Source organism: Arthrobacter sp. K410C (genome assembly GCF_059090105.1).
Genome location: NZ_JBNHFJ010000001.1, coordinates 615,530 through 630,490, shown reverse-complemented (window position 1 = coordinate 630,490; position 14,961 = coordinate 615,530). Strand labels below are relative to the sequence as shown.

Sequence of the window (14,961 nt, the reverse complement as noted above, 5' to 3'; positions counted from 1 at the left end):
AACGGAAAGCGCAGCCAGTACAGGTGGCCGGCTTGGTCCCGGCCGGATCCGGCCACCTGTACGAACAGGCTCAAGGGACTAGTATTAGTTCCTGAATCTGCAATTTCACCAATCCAAAGCCCCCAAGTAGACTTGCCTGAGTTTCTGCCGCGAGAAGCGCGGTTAGAGGGCAAGCCATTTGAAATCGTTCTAGGAGGAACCTGTGGCAAAGGCAAAGTTCGAGCGGACTAAGCCGCACGTCAACATCGGCACCATCGGTCACGTTGACCACGGTAAGACGACGCTGACGGCCGCCATTTCCAAGGTGCTGTACGACAAGTACCCGGATCTCAACGAGAAGCGCGACTTCGCGTCGATCGACTCTGCTCCCGAAGAGCGTCAGCGCGGTATTACCATCAACATCTCCCACGTGGAGTACCAGACCGAGAAGCGTCACTACGCACACGTTGACGCCCCCGGTCACGCTGACTACATCAAGAACATGATCACCGGTGCTGCCCAGATGGACGGCGCAATCCTCGTGGTTGCTGCTACCGACGGCCCCATGGCACAGACCCGCGAGCACGTTCTGCTCGCCCGCCAGGTTGGTGTTCCCTACCTGCTGGTCGCGCTGAACAAGGCTGACATGGTTGAGGACGAGGAACTTCTCGACCTCGTTGAAATGGAAGTTCGTGAGCTCCTGAGCTCGCAGGGCTTCGATGGCGACGACGCTCCGGTTGTTCGCGTTTCCGGCCTGAAGGCCCTGGAAGGCGATCCCGAGTGGGTCAAGTCCGTCGAGGACCTGATGGCTGCTGTGGACGAGTCCGTTCCGGACCCCGTTCGTGACCGCGACAAGCCGTTCCTGATGCCGATCGAAGACGTCTTCACCATCACCGGTCGTGGAACCGTTGTTACGGGCCGCGCCGAGCGTGGAACCCTCGCCATCAACTCCGAGGTCGAGATCGTCGGCATCCGCCCGGTCCAGAAGACCACGGTTACCGGTATCGAGATGTTCCACAAGCAGCTCGACGAAGCATGGGCCGGCGAGAACTGTGGCCTCCTGCTCCGCGGTCTGAAGCGCGACGACGTCGAGCGTGGCCAGGTTGTCGTCAAGCCGGGTTCCATCACCCCGCACACCGACTTCGAGGCCAACGTCTACATCCTCTCCAAGGACGAAGGCGGACGCCACAACCCGTTCTACTCGAACTACCGCCCGCAGTTCTACTTCCGTACGACGGACGTTACCGGCGTTATCACCCTGCCCGAGGGCACGGAAATGGTTATGCCCGGCGACAACACTGAGATGACCGTTGCGCTCATCCAGCCCATCGCTATGGAAGAGGGCCTCGGCTTCGCTATCCGCGAAGGCGGCCGCACCGTTGGTTCGGGACGCGTCACCAAGATCATCAAGTAGTCCTTGCTGATCAACGGATCATCGGGGCACCGCCCCGCATAATCCACAGAAAGCCCCGCTGCCATGTGCAGCGGGGCTTTCTCTTGCTAGAACTTATCCAGTCATTGGATAAATTGCAGTCGTACAGCACTGCCTAGCGGGAGGTCGCGGCATGAGGGATGCATCCTATGAGGCGGGGTACCGGGACGGCCACCTCCAGGGGTGGCGGGTTGCGATGGCGAAGGTCACCCAGGAGCAGCAGTGGAAGTCGGCGCCGCCGGCCCAGCCCGTGCCCCGGATGCCCGCACCAGTCATTGGAGGGACGCCGCCCCCGCCCCAGCCGCCTGCCCGGCAGCAGCCTGCCGGGAAAGTGTTGCCGCCGGCCCGGCAGCGGGCATATCCTGCCAGGCCGGCACGTCCCGCCGAGTCCGACGAAGAACGCAAGGCCCGCCGGGAGCGCCGGGACCGGCAGAACATCAACGTCACCCTATACGTTGCCAGCCTCCTGCTTGTTGCGGCAGCGGCGCTGTTCGTGGGGACCGGGCTGGCGCCGCTGTTCCGCTTCGCCGGCGTCTGCGCGGTGGCGGCCCTGTTCTATGCCTCGGGACTGGTCCTTCACCGCAGGGTTCACCGGCTCAGGCCAGCCGCCGTGGCGTTCACCGGTACGGGCCTCGCGCTGATTCCCGTGATCGGCCTGGCCCTGTATAACTTCGTGCTGTTCCACGGACCCGCGGTGTGGCTGCTGACGTCCCTCGCCGGAACCCTCGCCTACATTGCCGCCGCCCTTCGGCTCGAGAGCAGGGTCCTGGTGTACCTGTCCTTGACATTCGTCGTTTCCACAGCGTGGTCTGGCATTGCCGTGCTGGGCGGGGCCCTCGTTTGGTACTTCGTTGCACTAAACGGGCGTGGCCGTGCTGTTTACCGTGGTGTCGCTGCTGCGGCCGGGATGGCTTCCTCCCGTCTTCACCGGACCCTTGTCCACACTCCACCCTCTAGTGGTTCCGGCGGTTGCCCTGGCATCCACCTTCTTCCCGCTGCTGCTGGCGAGGTGGGACTACGCCCTGGTCCTCGGTGTCTGCGGGGTGTACTTCGGGGTGATGACCGCCGTCCGGAGCGCCCCGTTCAGGCTGTTACATTTCTATGCTGCGCGGGTGGCACTGACTGTGTCCGGCAGCGTGGTGGTGTGGGAACTCACGGGCCACGGGGCAGATGCGTTGTTCGCCGCTGGACTGCTCCTGGCGCTGCAGTCCACCGCAACCGCGTTTGGCGGCCGCGTCCTGGCCGACTGGTTTCCAAGCGAGGCCGCCGGGACAGGACGGCCGGTCAGGCAACCAAAGGTGCCCGACGACGGCACTTTGCGGGGTGCCGGGTGGTGGCGCTTTGACGCGCTCCTGACACATGCAGCGCAGTTCGCGGTAACGGCGGCAATCGCCTCGGTCGCAGCGCTTCGGGGGACGGCCGCTGCCTCCGGGCCGGGCGACGGCCCGGTAGCGCTATGGCTGCCGCTCCTGATTCTGCTGCTGGCCAGCTTCGTGCTGGCTGCAAGGTTCCGGGGCGGCGCTGAACTGGCACCGTTCGCCCCCTTGGGGCTGGCATGGTTCTTCAGCCCGGTGCTGGGGGAGTGGGCGTTTGCGGCGGTGCCGTTGCTGGCGTCGCTCATCTGGCTTGGGAGAGCGCTCCGGAAGGGGGAGGAACGGCGGGGGCTGCTGGTGCTGAACGGAAGGGTTGCCGCTACCGTGGCAGTTCCTGCAGCGGCCGCGGCGCTCACCGAGGGGGCTCTGCAGAACCACGCAGTGTGGTTCGGCGTCGCTGCGGCGGCCGTTTGCCAGCAGCTGCTGTCCGCGGCACTGCAGCGCCTGGGGCACAGTGTCCCCGCTTCCCAAGCCACACTGGCCGTTTTTTCAGACCTCGGTGTCGTGGGGATCGCCGTCCTGGCGTCGGTCGACGCCACCCGCGGAAATCTCCTGACCATGGTGGCGATCCTGTTGCAGTTGCTGGCAGCTGTCGCCACCGGTCTGATGTTGATCCGGCGTCCTGCCAGTCCAGGCGGCTGGCGTCCCGCCGTTGGGGAGCTGCTGCCGCTGGTGGTCTCTGCCGTCATGGTGGAGTTCGCCTTCCGGTTGGTTTCCACCGGCGCGGGAAACATTGCGCTGGTGCTGATGCTCGCGTATCTGGCCGCTATCGCATTGACGCTGCCCGGCCGCCTGCACCGCTGGAGTTACTGGTGGCTGGCGAGAGTTACGGGCACGATCCTGGTGCTGACGGTGTTCGGGCAGCTGGCGCAGAGTGGGGCCGTACCGGTCCTGGCCGGGGAGCAGGTTCTGCCGGCCACCGTGCTGGCCGTGGCTCTGGGACTCCAGCTGGCCCTTGTCCTGGGTGCATACCTCCTGCGGCGCACGCCGGGCGGTACAACCGCTGATGTCGGCCTGGTGCTCGTGGTGCAGCTGATAGGCGCCATGATGGCTCCGCTGGGAGAAGGCAGCTGGCAGGCCGTCTTGGTGCCGGCCGTAGCAGCCGGATCGGCCGTGCTGGCCGGGTACGTACTGCGGCGTGAAGGTGGTGCTGAATGGTTTGCGCCGGCGTTATTCGTTGTCCTCGTCTACCTCTCGTCCGGCAACCTGCTCCTCATAGAGGTGTTGGTGGGCATTTTCGCGCTGTTCGCTGCGGTCATGGTGCCGGTTACGTCCTCCCCGCTGCAGAAAGGGTGGTACTTCGTAGCAGCCCGTGTGTTGACGGCTGCGCTGGCGGTGGTCCTCAGCTACGACATCACTGCTTCGCCGGCAGCGGTGTCCCTGACGTTCGCCTCAGTCCTTGCGGCCCAGCATGCGGTGCGGTGGGTCCTGCGGTCCAGCCTGCAATCGGTGCCGTTCCAGCAGGCAGCCGTGTGGATTACGCTGGCCGGGCAGGCCCTGCTGCCCCTGGGGTACGCCCTCCGCTACGGCCAGGCGGGCGAAAGCGGGGGCCGCGGCGTCCTGTTCCTGGAGCTGGCGCTGCTGCTGGTATCCGCTGCGCTGGCCCGCCGTCTGTTTGTTGCCCCCGGTGCGCTGTACTTCGGCCTCTACGCCCTGTTGTTCGGGGTGCTTGCGCTCGGTCCGTTCGCTACCTTTGGGGCAGTGCCACTGCTCGGATACACGGAAACCTCAGTGGTGCTCATGCTCCTGGGCCTCCTGGCAGCGGGGGCAGGCGTGGTGGGGAACCGGCGCAACGCTGCACCTGCGGGGGTGGAGCACTGGCTGTGGCTTGTTGCAGCAGTATCTTTCACGGGCACTGCCCTGCTGGTTGCACCGGAGGCGGCGGGCTGGGTTTCCGGGGCCGCCGTCCTTGCCCTGGCCGCTGTCCTGTTTATTGCCTCGCATGTTGAACGGATCCCGGCACTGTACCCGCCCGCGGCGGCAGCGCTGCTCACCGGCGCGTTCATGCTTGCAGGCTCAGTGTTTGACGGACTTGGTGGGGACTGGGGCCGCTATCTTCCGTGGCTGGCCGGCCCGGGACTGGCGGCCGCAGCCCTGTATGCGCTGCGGCAGGCCCGGGCCTCCCGCCGGGTCGAGGAGCCGTTGCGCCGCTGGTCTTTGGCGGGCGCATCCTTCCTGGGATTCGGCACCGCCGCGCTGGCCGGGCTCCCGGCGGATTCAACAGCGTGGTGCGCTGCTGCCCTGCTAACCTGTGCTGCCGGAGTCGCCGTGTGTGAAGTGCCGGCAACAGTGCGCCGGGTAGCGGCGGAAATTGGGTCGGTGGCAGTGGCCGCCGCGGTCCAGAGGGCGGCCCTCTTCCGCCTGGACACGGGGAGCCTGCCGGACCCCTTCTGGGCAGCCCAGTGGTACGTGGCGCTGGGAGCCTTGCTCGCCGCCTTGCGGTACCGGGCAGGGCAGCACGGGCCTGGCCGGGCATATGCAACGGCATCGGCTGTCCTGCTCACCCTGTCCGGCGCCGGCGTGGTTATGAGCGGGGCTGGGGGCCAGCAGTTGTGGCTCCTGCTCCTGCTGGCCGCGCTGCTGGTGGCAGGCCTGGTCCTTGGGGACCGGTTCTTTGTCCGTTGGGGTGCCGGCGGCATTGCTGCCTGCATCTTGTGGGCCATGCGGGAGTACACCTTCGCGCTGCTGGCGATTGTCGCCGTCGGACTGATTGCCTTTGCCATGTGGCGCCTCAACCTCAGCGCGGGCACTGAATCGGCTGGCGGGCAGGACGGCCCCGCACAGAAGCTCCCCTGATAATGTGGCAGCATCGAGAGGAGATCATCATGGGATGGCTTATTTTCCTGATCATCGTGGTCGCGGTGGTGGCTGGCGTGTTCTGGGCCAAGAGGCACTTCCGCCACGAGATCGACCGGGCCAAGCGAATCAACCGGGCAAACAAGAACCAGTAGCAGGCCGCTCTGCCGGCCTCGGCTGATAAGGAAATACCGTGCGGGCCCGGGCTACTGGCCGGCCCGGGTTTTCCGCGCCCGCGAAAGGGCCTGGTACCAGTAGAAGGACTGTTTCGGGGTCCTCTGCTGCGTCTCAAAGTCAACGTGGACCAACCCGAACCGTTGGGAGTAGCCGGCAGCCCACTCAAAGTTGTCCATCAGTGTCCACACGTAATAGCCCCGCAGGTCAACGCCTGAAGCCATGCCGCCCGGGGAGGTTGCATCGAGGGCAGCGCGCAGGTGGGTGGCCAGGTATTGCACCCGCTCCTCGTCCTGGAGGGTGCCCTCAACCTTGTCCGGCTCCGGAAAACTCGCACCGCCTTCCGTGATGTAGACAGGCGGGAGGGCGTCCCCGTACCGGTCCTGGAGTTCCTTGAGCAGGATGCCCAGATGTTCGGGGGCCACCGGCCAGCCGAATCCGGTGTGGTCAAGTTCCGGATAGCCCACCTCGTGATACGGGAGGGTGACAACTGCTTCGTCCGGTTCGGCAGGGATGGGTGTCACACCGCGGCCAATAGCTACCTTGACCGGGAAGTAGTAGTTCAGTCCGTAGAAGTCCAGCGGCTGGTGGATGGTGCGCAGGTCGGTGTCGGAGATGCGGCCAATCGAGCGCAGCCACGGCCGGGCGTACAGGGGAAGGTGCGGGTAGCGGCCCAGCAGGACAGGGTCGGCGTAGATCCGGTTCATCAGCAGGTCGTACATCCGGGCCACCATCCGGTCGCCGATGCTCCGGCTGGCGGGCCGGACGGGGGCATGGAGGTTGGTCACCCCAACGCCGCCGGTTACGCCGGCAGCCCGGAGTGCCTGTACGCCCAGCCCGTGCGCCAGCAGCTGGTTGTGGATGGACGGGAGGGCATCGAACATCAGCGCCCGGCCAGGGGCATGGACGCCCAGGGCATAGCCGTTCAGGGTTACCGAGAGAGGCTCGTTGAGCGTGACCCACTGGGCCACGCGGTCGCCGTAGCGCCCGGCGGCTGCAGCGGCGTACTCGCCAAAGCGTTCCGCGGTCTCCCGGTTGAGCCAGCCGCCGCGGTGCTCAAGGGGCAGGGGCGTGTCCCAGTGGTACAGCGTGGCCATGGGGGAAATGCCAGCCTCCAGCAGCTGGTCGATCAGCCGGTCGTAGAAGTCCAGTCCTTCCGGGTTAAAACTGCCCCGGCCGTCCGGCTGGATCCGCGGCCACGAAAGCGAGAAGCGGTAGGAATCCACGCCCAGGTCCTGCAGCAGCGCCACATCCTCCGGCAACCTGTTGTAATGGTCGCAGGCCATGGCGGGGGAGTGGCCGTCCACAATGGCGCCGGGCTTCTCCGCGAACGCGTCCCAGCCGGAGGGCCCCCGGCCCCCTTCACCGAGGGCGCCTTCAATTTGGAAGGCGGCCGCCGCCACGCCAAGGGTGAACGACGGCGGCATCCGGCCGGCCAGTTCCGTCACCGATTCAGTGCTTTCCAGCGTCATGTCCTTATCATCCATTCGGATGCAGCCAAGGGCAATGATCCCGCCATGCCCCGGCCCCACGAGGGACGATTCGCATCTGCCGGGGATTTCCGGCATACTAGATGAGTTGTTCAAGCGCTTCTTCGCGTCCCGATCCGGATAATGCCGGATGCAGGGTCCAAGTTGAAGACCAAACATAACCCACCCCAATGGAATTGCGGATTTGTATGCGTGTTGAGCGCGACACGCCCGACCGCGGGGGTCGGTTACGCCGGCAAGGTGAGGAACCCGGATCCATCCGGATTCAGTTTGTGCGGCGGGTGGTAGTTACGACTTCAAATGCTTCGGCAGCCACATACAACAGGAAAGTGAACAGGGCAGCCCTAAACCGGGGAAGCACAGACTGAAAGAGAGTCAGGCGACATGGCGGGACAAAAAATCCGCATCCGGCTGAAGTCATACGACCACGAGGTCATTGACGTTTCAGCACGGAAGATCGTTGAGACGGTCACGCGCGCAGGCGCAACGGTAGTGGGCCCCGTGCCGCTGCCGACGGAGAAGAACGTGTACTGCGTTATCCGCTCTCCGCACAAGTACAAGGACAGCCGCGAGCACTTCGAAATGCGCACGCACAAGCGTCTTATCGACATCATCGATCCCACGCCGAAGGCTGTTGACTCGCTCATGCGTCTCGACCTGCCGGCTGACGTGAACATCGAAATCAAGCTGTAGGGAGGTGCTGAGAAACTATGACCGCAACCCGTAACGTAAAGGGCCTGCTGGGCACGAAGCTCGGCATGACCCAGGTCTGGGACGAGAACAACAAGCTCATCCCCGTCACTGTGGTCCAGGCAGACTCGAACGTCATCACCCAGCTGCGCAACGCAGAAGCTGATGGCTACGTCGCCGTTCAGATCGGCTACGGCCAGATCGATCCCCGCAAGGTCACCAAGCCGCTGGCTGGTCACTTTGAAAAGGCAGGCGTCACGCCTCGCCGTCACGTCGTCGAACTTCGTACCGCAGATGCTGCCGAGTACGAGCTGGGCCAGGAGCTCTCTGTAGAGCTCTTCGAAGCCGGCCAGAAGATCGACGTCGTAGGCACCACCAAGGGTAAGGGCTTCGCCGGTGTTATGAAGCGTCACGGCTTCCACGGCGTTGGAGCTTCCCACGGTGCCCACAAGAACCACCGTAAGCCCGGTTCAATCGGTGGTGCATCCACCCCGAGCCGCGTCTTCAAGGGCATGAAAATGGCCGGCCGCATGGGCGCCGTTCGTCACACCACGCTGAACCTGACGGTTCACGCGGTTGACGTCGAGAAGTCGCTGCTCCTGATCAAGGGTGCCGTTCCCGGCGCCCGCGGCCAGGTCGTACTCGTACGCACCGCCGTGAAGGGAGCCTAGTTCAATGGCTAACACTGTCCAGGTTGACCTGCCTGCAGAGATCTTCGACGTCCAGACCAACGTGCCGCTGCTGCACCAGGTTGTCGTTGCCCAGCTCGCTGCTGCTCGCCAGGGTACCCACAAGACCAAGACCCGCGCTGAAGTTTCCGGTGCAGGACGCAAGCCGTTCAAGCAGAAGGGTACCGGCCGCGCCCGCCAGGGTTCGATCCGTGCTCCGCACATGACCGGCGGTGGCATTGTCCACGGTCCCACCCCGCGTGACTACAGCCAGCGCACCCCCAAGAAGATGATTGCTGCTGCCCTGCGCGGCGCACTGTCTGACCGGGCCCGCAACGGACGCATCCACGTTGTCTCTGAGCTGGTTGCAGGCGACAAGCCTTCGGCCAAGACCGCACTGGCAACGCTCCGCGGTGTTTCCGACCGCAAGAACCTGCTGGTTGTCATCGAGCGCGCCAACGACGTTGCTGCACTGTCCGTGCGCAACCTCGCCGGTGTTCACGTTCTGTACGCAGACCAGCTGAACACCTACGACGTTCTCGTGTCTGATGACGTTGTCTTCACCAAGGCTGCCTACGACGCATTCGTTGCCGCCAAGGCAGCTAAGAACGAGGAGGATGCCAAGTGAGCGCAGCCACCATCAAGGATCCCCGCGACGTCGTGCTTGCACCCGTCGTGTCGGAAAAGAGCTACGGCCTGATCGACGAGGGCAAGTACACCTTCCTGGTGGACCCCCGGTCGAACAAGACCGAAATCAAGCTGGCCGTGGAGAAGATCTTCTCCGTCAAGGTCGAATCGATCAACACCATCAACCGTGCCGGTAAGCGCAAGCGCACCAAATTCGGATGGGGTACCCGCAAGAACACCAAGCGTGCGATTGTCACCCTCAAAGAAGGCACCATCGACATCTTCGGCGGTCCGCTCTCGTAGCGGAGACCACTTTAACGAGGAAATAAATTATGGGAATCCGTAAATACAAGCCGACTACCCCGGGCCGTCGTGGCTCGAGCGTAGCGGACTTCATCGAAATCACGCGGTCGACGCCGGAAAAGTCGTTGGTACGTCCGCTGCCCAAGAAGGGCGGCCGTAACAACACCGGTAAGATCACCACCCGTCACAAGGGTGGCGGACACAAGCGCCAGTACCGTCTGATCGACTTCCGTCGCCACGACAAGGACGGCGTTGACGCCCGCGTAGCCGAAATTGAGTACGATCCGAACCGTACGGCCCGCATCGCGCTCCTGCACTACGTTGATGGCACCAAGCGTTACATCATCGCCCCGAACAAGCTGTCCCAGGGTGACTTCGTGGAAGCAGGTGCCAACGCTGACATCAAGCCCGGCAACAACCTGCCCCTGCGCAACATCCCCGTGGGTACCGTTATCCACGCAGTTGAACTGCGTCCGGGTGGCGGCGCCAAGATGGGCCGCTCCGCCGGTGCATCCATCCAGCTCGTTGCCAAGGAAGGCCGCTTCGCCCAGCTGCGCCTGCCTTCCGGCGAAATCCGCAACGTTGACGTGCGCTGCCGCGCAACCGTCGGCGAGGTCGGCAACGCCGAGCAGTCGAACATCAACTGGGGCAAGGCCGGCCGTATGCGGTGGAAGGGCGTTCGCCCGACCGTCCGTGGTGTCGCCATGAACCCGGTTGACCACCCGCACGGTGGTGGTGAAGGTAAGACCTCCGGTGGTCGTAACCCCGTCAACCCGAACGGTCAGCGGGAAGGCCGCACCCGGCGCCCCAACAAAGAGAGCGACAAGCTTATTGTGCGTCGCCGTCGTACTGGCAAGAACAAGCGATAGGAGCCTGGACACATGCCACGCAGCCTGAAAAAAGGTCCTTTCGTTGACCAGCACCTCTTTGTGAAGGTAGCCAGGGAAAACGAAAAGGGCACCAAGAACGTCATCAAGACCTGGTCCCGCCGTTCGATGATCGTCCCCGACATGCTCGGACACACGATCGCCGTACACGACGGACGCAAGCACATCCCGGTGTTTGTCACTGAGTCGATGGTCGGGCACAAGCTCGGCGAATTCGCTCCCACGCGGACTTTCCGCGGCCATGTCAAGGACGACCGTAAGGGCAAGCGCCGCTAGGCGCCTGCGCTTACGTCATAGACGAGAGAAGGAAAGCAATGGAAGCCAAGGCAATTGCGCGCCACATCCGCGTAACGCCTATGAAGGCCCGGCGCGTCGTCAACCTTGTTCGTGGATTGCAAGCGAATGAGGCTCTGGCAATTCTGAAGTTTGCCCCGCAGGCAGCTTCGGAGCCGGTATTCAAGGTAGTACAGTCGGCAATCTCCAACGCCCGGGTCCTCGCGGACCGCGACGGCGTGGCGTTTGACGAAGGTGACCTCATCATCAGCGAAGCGTTTGTTGATGAAGGCCCGACCATGAAGCGGTTCCAGCCGCGCGCCCAGGGTCGTGCATTTCAGATCAAGAAGCGCACCAGCCACATCACCGTGGTAGTCGCTACCCCGGAGAAAGAGGAGGCTCGCTAAGTGGGACAGAAAGTAAACCCGCACGGGTTCCGACTCGGCATCACCACCGATCACGTATCGCACTGGTTCGCTGACAGCACCAAGGCCGGCCAGCGGTACAAGGACTTCGTTCGCGAAGACATCCGCATCCGCCAGCTCATGTCCACGGGCATGGAGCGCGCCGGCATCGCGAAGGTCGAGATCGAGCGCACCCGTGACCGCGTCCGCGTGGACATCCACACGGCCCGTCCCGGCATCGTCATCGGCCGCCGTGGAGCGGAAGCAGACCGCATCCGCGGCGAGCTCGAAAAGCTCACCGGCAAGCAGGTCCAGCTGAACATCCTCGAGGTCAAGAACCCCGAGATGGAAGCCCAGCTTGTTGCCCAGGGCGTTGCAGAGCAGCTGACTTCGCGTGTGGCATTCCGCCGCGCCATGAAGAAGGCCATGCAGTCCGCGCAGCGTGCCGGTGCCAAGGGCATCCGTATCGCCTGCTCGGGTCGACTGGGTGGCGCTGAAATGTCCCGCTCGGAGTTCTACCGCGAAGGCCGTGTGCCCCTGCACACCCTCCGCGCGAACATCGACTACGGCTTCTACGAAGCCAAGACCACCTTCGGCCGCATCGGCGTGAAGGTCTGGATCTACAAGGGTGACGTCACTGCCAAGGAACTGGCCGCCCAGGCTGCTTCCGCCCCGTCCCGCGGCCGCTCCGGCGACCGTCCGGGCCGCCCGGGTGGCGCTGACCGTGGCGATCGCCGCCGTCGCAACGACCGTCCGGCCGCTGACGCAGCTCCTGCTGCCGAAGCACCGGCAGGTGAGGCTGCACCCGCTGCAGCAGTAGAAGGAGGACAGGCTTAAATGCTTATCCCACGTCGAGTCAAGCACCGTAAGCAGCACCACCCGGGTCGTTCCGGCGCTGCCACGGGCGGCACCAAGGTCTCGTTCGGTGAGTACGGCATCCAGGCCCTGAGCCCGGCATACGTCACCAACCGTCAGATCGAGTCCGCTCGTATCGCGATGACCCGCCACATCAAGCGTGGCGGTAAGGTCTGGATCAACATCTACCCGGACCGTCCCCTGACCAAGAAGCCTGCCGAAACCCGCATGGGTTCCGGAAAGGGTTCGCCCGAATGGTGGGTCGCCAACGTCAAGCCGGGCCGGGTTCTCTTCGAACTCGCCGGTGTCAATGAAGAGGTAGCTCGCGAGGCCCTGCGCCTGGCAATCCACAAGCTGCCGTTGAAGGCACGCATCGTGCGTCGCGAGGGTGGTGAATAGAAATGGCAGTAGGATCCAAGGATCTGGCTCCCGCAAAGCTGGACGGTTTCGACAACGAGCGTCTCGTTGAAGAACTCCGCAAGGCCAAGGAAGAGCTGTTCAACCTGCGTTTCCAGTCCGCCACCGGTCAGCTGGAGAACCACGGTCGCCTGCGCGCGGTAAAGAAGGACATCGCCCGCATCTACACCGTTCTCCGTGAGCGCGAGCTGGGCATCCGTGCCGAGGTTGCCGCACCGGTTGTGGAAGCCAAGGAAGAGAAGAAGTCCAAGAAGGCTGCAACCAAGAAGGCCGAGAAGGCTGAAACGGTTGAAACCGAGGAGGATGCCAAGTGAGTGAAAAGGACCAGAACGTGACGGAAACTGCTACCGCAGCCACGGCTGAGCAGCGCGGTTACCGCAAGACGCGTCGCGGCTACGTGGTCTCGGACAAGATGGAGAAGACCATCGTTGTCCAGGTTGAGGACCGCGTGAAGCACGCCCTGTACGGCAAGGTCATCCGCCGTACCTCCAAGGTCAAGGCACACGATGAGAACAACACCGCCGGCATCGGCGACCTGGTTGTCATCGCCGAGACCCGTCCGCTGTCCGCCACCAAGAACTGGCGGCTCGTGGAAATCCTCGAGAAGGCCAAGTAGCACCTGCTGCTTCGCTGTTGCAGCCCCTGCTCCCACCGGGAGCGGGGGCTGCCTCGTTTAAGGCAACCCTGCGTCAGGCGGTGCACGCTTCTGGTGGGCTTACGACGGAAGGTGCCGCGGCTTTGCGGGGGAGCGGCACCTTCGGCGGGCCGAAAGACTGCCGTGCGTGACGCCGTCGTCCCTTTCCTTGTGACGCGCGCTCACTTGTGGTTGCTTCCAGACAGAGCCGCGCTCACTTTCTTTACGCGAGGGAGCCCGGGTTGGTGGGGTAACCGCCATAAGTGAGAGGGCGTTGGAAGAATGCGCACTATAAGTGGGAGAGCGTTGGTGGTGACGTCGTGTTGCTTGCGGGGGAGCGGCCTGCGGTGATATGGGGAACAGGCCAATCTGTGCTAGGATTTTGAGTTTGTATGGCGCCTTTCGTGCGCCGTTCACCAAACTCGTAAACAAGCGTGCCACAGCATAGTGCCCCTGTGCGCCCGGGATCCGTCCTGGACAGATGGGAGCAACTGCTTCTGGCACGGGCGTTTAGGCCTGGTCTGGCAAAATCCAGGCAGGTCAAGAGACACCCCGATCAACCGTTCCGCAAGGCTCATTCCGTAGGAAGATTTTCGGTCTGAGAACCGGCGCGACGCAAGGAGTAAATAGTGATTCAGCAGGAGTCGCGACTCAAGGTCGCCGACAACACGGGTGCTAAGGAAATCCTTACCATTCGCGTTCTCGGTGGATCCGGCCGTCGCTACGCAGGCATCGGTGACGTCATTGTCGCCACCGTCAAGGATGCAATCCCGGGCGGCAACGTAAAGAAGGGCGATGTTGTCAAGGCAGTCATCGTCCGTACCAAGAAGGAACGCCGCCGTGCGGATGGTTCCTACATCAAGTTTGACGAGAACGCAGCTGTGATCCTGAAGGGCGACGGTGACCCCCGCGGTACCCGTATCTTCGGACCGGTTGGTCGTGAACTCCGTGACAAGAAGTTCATGAAGATCGTTTCTCTGGCTCCGGAGGTGCTCTAGTCCATGGCTGCAAAGATCAAGAAGGGTGACCTGGTCCAGGTCATCACTGGCGCCAAGGCTGAGCGCGGCGGCGACCGCGGCAAGCAGGGCAAGGTCCTGCGCGTCTTCACCGACACCAACCGCGTGTTGGTTGAAGGCATCAACCGCGTCACCAAGCACACCAAGGTCGGTCAGTCGCAGCGCGGCACCAAGACCGGTGGCATCGAGGTTGTTGAAGCCCCGATCCACATCTCCAACGTGGCGCTGGTTGACCCGTCGACCAAGAAGCCGACCCGCGTGGGCTTCCGCCTCGACACCGTAGAGAAGGACGGCGCCACGAAGACCGTCCGCATCCGCGTGTCCAAGAGCACCGGGAAGGACATCTAATGACTGAGACTCTCGAGACTCCGGCAACGAAGATCGTTCCTCGTCTGAAGACCAAGTACGCAGAATCCATCAAGGCCCAGCTCCAGGATGAATTCAAGTACGCGAACGTGAACCAGGTTCCCCGCCTCGTCAAGGTCGTTGTGAACATGGGTGTTGGAGATGCCGCCAAGGACTCCAAGCTGATCGACGGCGCCGTCCGCGACCTCACCCAGATCACCGGCCAGAAGCCGCAGGTTACCAAGGCCCGCAAGTCGATCGCACAGTTCAAGCTGCGCGAAGGCATGCCCATCGGTGCACACGCTACCCTGCGCGGCGACCGCATGTGGGAATTCGTGGACCGTCTGGTCACCCTGGCGCTGCCCCGTATCCGCGACTTCCGCGGCCTCAGCGGCAAGCAGTTCGATGGCAACGGCAACTACACCTTCGGTCTGACCGAACAGGTTATGTTCCATGAAATCGACCAGGACAAGATCGACCGCGTCCGCGGTATGGACATCACGGTTGTGACCACTGCCAAGACCGACGACGAAGGCCGCGCGCTGCTCAAGGCGCTTGGTTTCCCGTTCAAGACCGAAGCTTAATTACTACGTAAAAG

General features: G+C 63.6%; 18 protein-coding genes. 17 read left to right on the top strand and 1 reads right to left on the bottom strand.

The window, feature by feature from the left end; genetic code table 11:
* The first annotated feature begins 202 nt into the window (after positions 1-202).
* From tuf to AC5RU7_RS02985, 3 genes are all read left to right on the top strand, one after another.
* Positions 203-1,393, top strand: coding sequence for an elongation factor Tu (gene tuf, locus AC5RU7_RS02995; RefSeq protein WP_009358310.1), 1,191 nt, complete (start codon positions 203-205; stop codon positions 1,391-1,393).
* 884 nt (positions 1,394-2,277) lie between these two features.
* Complete coding sequence (locus AC5RU7_RS02990; protein ID WP_494051000.1) at positions 2,278-5,580, top strand: hypothetical protein; 3,303 nt, start codon at positions 2,278-2,280, stop codon at positions 5,578-5,580.
* 29 nt (positions 5,581-5,609) lie between these two features.
* On the top strand, positions 5,610-5,735 hold the full coding sequence (locus AC5RU7_RS02985; protein ID WP_494050999.1) for a hypothetical protein: 126 nt from the start codon (positions 5,610-5,612) through the stop codon (positions 5,733-5,735).
* Positions 5,736-5,786: 51 nt separating this feature from the next.
* Here the strand turns inward: AC5RU7_RS02985 and AC5RU7_RS02980 are convergent, their stop codons facing one another.
* A complete protein-coding gene (locus tag AC5RU7_RS02980; protein ID WP_494050998.1) occupies positions 5,787-7,226 on the bottom strand; it encodes a GH1 family beta-glucosidase in 1,440 nt (479 codons plus the stop codon).
* 402 nt (positions 7,227-7,628) lie between these two features.
* On the opposite strand from AC5RU7_RS02980, the gene rpsJ reads away from it, so the two are divergent.
* From rpsJ to rplE, 14 genes are all read left to right on the top strand, one after another.
* The gene (gene rpsJ / locus AC5RU7_RS02975) at positions 7,629-7,937 is read left to right on the top strand and encodes a 30S ribosomal protein S10 (RefSeq protein WP_003803825.1); all 309 of its coding nucleotides are present in this window, start codon (positions 7,629-7,631) and stop codon (positions 7,935-7,937) included.
* A 17-nt stretch (positions 7,938-7,954) separates the two neighbouring features.
* The gene (rplC, locus tag AC5RU7_RS02970; protein ID WP_133345790.1) at positions 7,955-8,605 is read left to right on the top strand and encodes a 50S ribosomal protein L3; all 651 of its coding nucleotides are present in this window, start codon (positions 7,955-7,957) and stop codon (positions 8,603-8,605) included.
* A gap of 4 nt (positions 8,606-8,609) precedes the next feature.
* On the top strand, positions 8,610-9,230 hold the full coding sequence (rplD, locus tag AC5RU7_RS02965; RefSeq protein WP_133345792.1) for a 50S ribosomal protein L4: 621 nt from the start codon (positions 8,610-8,612) through the stop codon (positions 9,228-9,230).
* The gene (gene rplW, locus AC5RU7_RS02960) at positions 9,227-9,532 is read left to right on the top strand and encodes a 50S ribosomal protein L23 (protein ID WP_009358306.1); all 306 of its coding nucleotides are present in this window, start codon (positions 9,227-9,229) and stop codon (positions 9,530-9,532) included. Before rplD ends, rplW begins: the two co-directional genes overlap by 4 nt.
* 29 nt (positions 9,533-9,561) lie before the next feature.
* Positions 9,562-10,401: a 50S ribosomal protein L2 gene (gene rplB, locus AC5RU7_RS02955; RefSeq protein WP_009358305.1), complete on the top strand. Its 840-nt coding sequence runs from the start codon at positions 9,562-9,564 to the stop codon at positions 10,399-10,401.
* A 12-nt stretch (positions 10,402-10,413) separates the two neighbouring features.
* The gene (gene rpsS / locus AC5RU7_RS02950; protein ID WP_018773666.1) at positions 10,414-10,695 is read left to right on the top strand and encodes a 30S ribosomal protein S19; all 282 of its coding nucleotides are present in this window, start codon (positions 10,414-10,416) and stop codon (positions 10,693-10,695) included.
* A 38-nt stretch (positions 10,696-10,733) separates the two neighbouring features.
* A complete protein-coding gene (gene rplV, locus AC5RU7_RS02945; protein ID WP_009358304.1) occupies positions 10,734-11,099 on the top strand; it encodes a 50S ribosomal protein L22 in 366 nt (121 codons plus the stop codon).
* The gene (gene rpsC / locus AC5RU7_RS02940) at positions 11,100-11,933 is read left to right on the top strand and encodes a 30S ribosomal protein S3 (RefSeq protein ID WP_009358303.1); all 834 of its coding nucleotides are present in this window, start codon (positions 11,100-11,102) and stop codon (positions 11,931-11,933) included.
* The gene (gene rplP, locus AC5RU7_RS02935; protein WP_009358302.1) at positions 11,934-12,350 is read left to right on the top strand and encodes a 50S ribosomal protein L16; all 417 of its coding nucleotides are present in this window, start codon (positions 11,934-11,936) and stop codon (positions 12,348-12,350) included.
* A 2-nt stretch (positions 12,351-12,352) separates the two neighbouring features.
* On the top strand, positions 12,353-12,682 hold the full coding sequence (gene rpmC / locus AC5RU7_RS02930) for a 50S ribosomal protein L29 (protein WP_009358301.1): 330 nt from the start codon (positions 12,353-12,355) through the stop codon (positions 12,680-12,682).
* Complete coding sequence (rpsQ, locus tag AC5RU7_RS02925) at positions 12,679-12,984, top strand: 30S ribosomal protein S17 (protein WP_009358300.1); 306 nt, start codon at positions 12,679-12,681, stop codon at positions 12,982-12,984. The genes rpmC and rpsQ overlap by 4 nt, the downstream gene beginning before the upstream one ends.
* Before the next feature lie 647 nt (positions 12,985-13,631).
* On the top strand, positions 13,632-14,000 hold the full coding sequence (rplN, locus tag AC5RU7_RS02920; RefSeq protein WP_009358299.1) for a 50S ribosomal protein L14: 369 nt from the start codon (positions 13,632-13,634) through the stop codon (positions 13,998-14,000).
* Positions 14,001-14,003: 3 nt separating this feature from the next.
* On the top strand, positions 14,004-14,366 hold the full coding sequence (gene rplX / locus AC5RU7_RS02915) for a 50S ribosomal protein L24 (protein ID WP_494050997.1): 363 nt from the start codon (positions 14,004-14,006) through the stop codon (positions 14,364-14,366).
* Positions 14,366-14,947, top strand: coding sequence for a 50S ribosomal protein L5 (gene rplE, locus AC5RU7_RS02910; protein ID WP_009358297.1), 582 nt, complete (start codon positions 14,366-14,368; stop codon positions 14,945-14,947). Before rplX ends, rplE begins: the two co-directional genes overlap by 1 nt.
* The last annotated feature ends 14 nt before the right edge of the window (positions 14,948-14,961 follow it).

Coding starts and splice junctions, on each gene's coding strand:
- rplB (WP_009358305.1), top strand. CDS start 9,562: ATGGGAATCCGTAAATACAAGCCGACTACCCCGGGCCGTCGTGGCTCG.
- rplX (WP_494050997.1), top strand. CDS start 14,004: ATGGCTGCAAAGATCAAGAAGGGTGACCTGGTCCAGGTCATCACTGGC.
- rplP (WP_009358302.1), top strand. CDS start 11,934: ATGCTTATCCCACGTCGAGTCAAGCACCGTAAGCAGCACCACCCGGGT.
- rplC (WP_133345790.1), top strand. CDS start 7,955: ATGACCGCAACCCGTAACGTAAAGGGCCTGCTGGGCACGAAGCTCGGC.
- rpmC (WP_009358301.1), top strand. CDS start 12,353: ATGGCAGTAGGATCCAAGGATCTGGCTCCCGCAAAGCTGGACGGTTTC.
- rplD (WP_133345792.1), top strand. CDS start 8,610: ATGGCTAACACTGTCCAGGTTGACCTGCCTGCAGAGATCTTCGACGTC.
- AC5RU7_RS02980 (WP_494050998.1), bottom strand. CDS start 7,226: ATGACGCTGGAAAGCACTGAATCGGTGACGGAACTGGCCGGCCGGATG.
- rpsJ (WP_003803825.1), top strand. CDS start 7,629: ATGGCGGGACAAAAAATCCGCATCCGGCTGAAGTCATACGACCACGAG.
- rplV (WP_009358304.1), top strand. CDS start 10,734: ATGGAAGCCAAGGCAATTGCGCGCCACATCCGCGTAACGCCTATGAAG.
- AC5RU7_RS02985 (WP_494050999.1), top strand. CDS start 5,610: ATGGGATGGCTTATTTTCCTGATCATCGTGGTCGCGGTGGTGGCTGGC.
- rplE (WP_009358297.1), top strand. CDS start 14,366: ATGACTGAGACTCTCGAGACTCCGGCAACGAAGATCGTTCCTCGTCTG.
- rpsS (WP_018773666.1), top strand. CDS start 10,414: ATGCCACGCAGCCTGAAAAAAGGTCCTTTCGTTGACCAGCACCTCTTT.